This is a genomic window from Mesorhizobium sp. M7A.F.Ca.CA.004.06.1.1 (genome assembly GCF_003999135.1).
Classification (GTDB): Bacteria; Pseudomonadota; Alphaproteobacteria; order Rhizobiales; family Rhizobiaceae; genus Mesorhizobium.
In genome coordinates, this window is the sequence record NZ_RZPQ01000530.1 from 1 (window position 1) to 4,180 (window position 4,180).

The following is a 4,180-nucleotide window of genomic DNA, read 5'->3' on the forward strand; positions in this document are numbered from 1 at the left end:
GGGGAGCGCAGCCAGCGGCGGCAACGCGACGACTTCCTATGGCGGCACGATTGCCAGCAACGGAACGGGCGCTGCGGCGTCGATCCAGAGCATGACCGGTGGCTCGGTGACGCTGTCGGGTAATCTGACCGATACCAATGCGGCCGCCGGCGGCAACATCGTCGTTGCCGGTAACGACGCAGCCGCGATCACGTTCTCGGGCGCGACCAAGCAGATCAATTCGGGCGCGACGGACGGCGTGAGCTTGGGCATCATTGGCAATTACGGCTCAGGCGCCCCGGCACTCAATACCAACAGCACGATCGACTTCACCCATGGCGGCCTTGATATATCGACAATGGCCGGGGCGGGCTTCGTCGCAATTGGCGATTTAGGCCCGGCTGGCGCAACCTCCACCATTATTACCGTCACCGGCGCGGGCAACAAGATCAATGCCGGCAGCGACGGGCTTGCTGTGTATGGTGCCAATGTCGGCAGCGCCGGCATTACCTTCGACAGCATCTCGGCGGACTCCACGATCCCCCTTCCCGGCGACCCCGGCGGTGCCGGAGTGACGCTGTTGGGCGCCAATCTCGTCGGGGATGTCAACATCGGCGGCCTGAGGGATACTGGATACACCGGCGCCTGGCTGTACGCCCTGAGTGGCACCGGAGAGGTCAATTTCACCGGGACGATCGATCTCGACGTCCAATATGCCGGGTTCAATATCGGCGGTCCCGAGGTTGGTACCGTCAACATCGCCAATGTCGCCGGATCCACCCTGACCATCGATGGCGGCCAGTTCGGCATCATACAGAGCTCGCAGGGCGGGACCGTCAACGTCGGCATCAACGGCAGCGCCAGCATCACGAACACCACCCTCTCGGCTATCAGCCTCGGCGGCGGCAATGACCTGGCCTTCACCACGCTGACCTACAAAGGTTCGATCACGGTCGGTGTGGGCGCGGTGTTAAGCGCCACGGGCGATGCGACCCGTCTGAACATGAGCGGTTCCGTCGTTTCCACCACGTCATCGACGGCCTTCGACTTCTTTGGCCATGCCGAAGGCATATACGATATTTCGAGCACCATCGATCACAGCGGTGGCGAGGGTGTCGCCATCGGCGGCTCGGCCAACGGCACGGTCACCTTCTCCGGCACGTCGAAGATATTCAACACCGGCGCCAACGATGCCATCGTCAAGGCACCGTCGTACGTGATGGACCCGCAGACCAAGGGCACTCTCGCCTTCACCAATGGCGGCCTTGTCATCACCACCAGCAGCGGCGCCGGCTTCACCGCCAGCACCTTCGGTTCGGGAACAGTCAGCGTCACCGGCGCCGGCAACACCATCACGACCACGAACGGCGGCACGGCGCTGAAGCTTGGCGACGCGACGGCGGTCGTCGCCGGGGCGAAAGGCGCGACGGTCGGCGCCGGTGGTATCAAGTTCGATACGATTTCGGTCAATGGCGCGGCGACCGGCATATCGCTCAACAATGTCAGCGGCGGCGTAATCGATCTCGGCACGGTCAACCTGCTAGGCATCACCGGTGCCAATGCGCGCGGTGTCGACATTTCCGGCACGCTCGGCTCGACGTTGAATTTCGCCAGCCTGAACATCGGGCTTGGCGCGGCGAACACCATCGGTCTCGACCTCAACGGCGCGTCGCTCGGCGCGAGCAACATCACCGCTGGCGATTTCGACGTCGACGGCGGCGGTTTTGCCGGCACGATCGGCATCGACATGGCCGACACGACCGGCACCGGCACGATCCAGCTCGGCGACACGGTCAACAACAATCCGGCGGGACAGACCTCCAAGATCGAAAATGTAGGCTATGGGGTCCAGTTCTCCAGCGCCACCAACGCCCAGCTCGTGTTCGGCGACGGCGCCGGCCCGGCCGAATCGTCGATCAAGACCACAGGCGGCCAGGTCATCCACGCCACCGACACTTTGCCGACCAACGGCGACTACAATTTCAACGACGTCAATTTCGATGGCGACATTTCGAACCTGTCCTCCTACAAGGTCTACTATGTCACGGCCGATGCCACCGCCCTTGGCGACGGCAGTCTGCTCAATCCAGGCACCTACGCCAACGCCCAGACGTCTTCGGCCAATGTCATTGTGCTGATCGACAAGACCGTCGACGGCGGCCAGGCGACGATCGACCTCGGCGCGACGTCGTTCCAACTCGATGACGGACAGGTGCTGCTCGCCTTCAAGAGCAACGACGCGGCGATCGATGTCTCCCAGCTCGGGGTCGACACCAGCGCCGGCGCGTCGCCGGCGTTCCACTTCACCACGGTGCAGAATTCGCCGATCATCGCGGCGCCGGCGGGCATCGACACGCTGCGGCCGGTCCTGCAGAGCAATAACGCCACGCAGGTCATCAATCTGGCGACATCAGGCAGCGGCATCTTCACGGGCGGTATCCAGAACCTGATCGTCAGCAATCTCGGTTCCGGTGCGGGCGTTGCCGTCAACGCGAGCGGCGCCTCCAGTTTCTTCGTCAGGAACAACACCATCGCCGCCGGCGGCAACGCGCTCGATTTCTCCACCACGGGAGCTCCGGCCAATACGCTTCTGCTTTCGATCGACGGCAACACGCTCAGCTCGACCGCGTCCGGCCTGGCTGCGTCGTTCACCGGCCAGAACATCGATGCCGACCTGAATTCAATCGCGATCAGATCGTTTGCCGGCAATACGGCGACCGGGGGCGCCGGCAGTGGCGGCATCGCCTTCAACAATGTCCGCTTCGATTCCGACGGCGCCGGCGGCACCGTCAGCGCCGGCACGCTCGGCATCGGTAACCCAGGCGCTCGCGTCCAGGGCAATGGCCTCAGTTTCACCAACACCAGCGGTACCCTTAATCTGGGCACGCTCAGCCTTGCCAACAATGGCGGCACCGGTGTCATCGCCAACACCAAAACCACCACCTTCACGCTGAACAACACCGGTGGCGTGGTCACCACCACCAACGGCGCGGCGTTCGATCTCGATCCGCTGACCGTCAACATGACGTTTGCCACCGTAAACGCCAGTGGCGGCGCGAGCGGCATCATCTTCGACGGCGTCGCTGGTACCTTCACCGTTACTGGCGCGACCGCCATCGGCAACACGACAGGCTTTGGCATCGATGCCGTCAACACCAACACCGGCACCTTCAACTTCAACACGGTGACGGTGAACAATGCCACCGTCCCCAACACAGGCGGCGGTATCCGAGTCCAGACCGGCACGCTCAACGTCACCGGCCTCGCCAACATCGACACGACCAGCGGCGTTGGTCTCTCGCAGGCCGGCGGCACAACCAGCTTCACCAACGGCTTGACCATCGACACCACCGCCGGCACCGGCATTCTCGCCACCGGCGGCACGATGGGCATCACCGCTACGGCTGCCGCCCAGACGGTGAACGCAACCGGCGGCACAGCGATCAATCTCTCCGGTGTCGCCGCCACCATCGCGCTCGATTCGACCTCGTCGGCCGGTGGCATCAACAATGTCAGCCTGACCGATGTCACGGGTATTGTTGGACTTGGAACTGGTGCGCTGAGCGGCGCAACGGGCGCGTCGTTCAATGTCGTCGGCGGCACGGCTGCCGTGGGCTATTCGGGCACGGTCAACAATTCGGGCGCATTCAGTCCGGCGCTGAATGTCCAGAGCCGGCTTGCCGGCGCCGGCCTCGTCGCCCTGAACGGCAATCTGACGGCCAGCGGGCTGGGCGTATCGCTGAACAACAATGCAGGCGGCACGGTGACGGTGTCCGGCGCCTCGAACAGCTTTACCGGCGGGGGCACCGGCATATCGATCACCGCCAACACCGGCGGCACCTACAACATCAGCGGCGCCAGCTACGCCATCGGCATGAGCAGCGGCGGGCTTGGCGTCGATATTGCCGGCAACAGCGCCCCGGTGACGGTCAATTTCAACGGCGGCGGGCTGGCGATCGTGACCTCGGCAGGCGCCGGCTTCAATGCCACGGGTTCCGGCACGATCAGCGTGACCGGCGTGGGCAACTCCATCGCCACGGGCACCGGTGTGGCGATGAACCTGAGCGGCGTCACCGTCGCGGCCACCGGCATGAATTTTTCCTCGACCAGCAACGGCGCCGGCGGCAACAGCGCCGTCGTCCTCACCAACGTGATCGGGTTGGGGACGATCAATCTCGGCGCCGGCACGCTGGTCGGCGGC

General features: G+C 64.3%; 1 pseudogene. It reads left to right on the forward strand.

Annotated elements, in window-relative coordinates:
- Nucleotides 1-4,180: pseudogene (locus EN906_RS25045) on the forward strand (hypothetical protein); the annotation flags it as partial.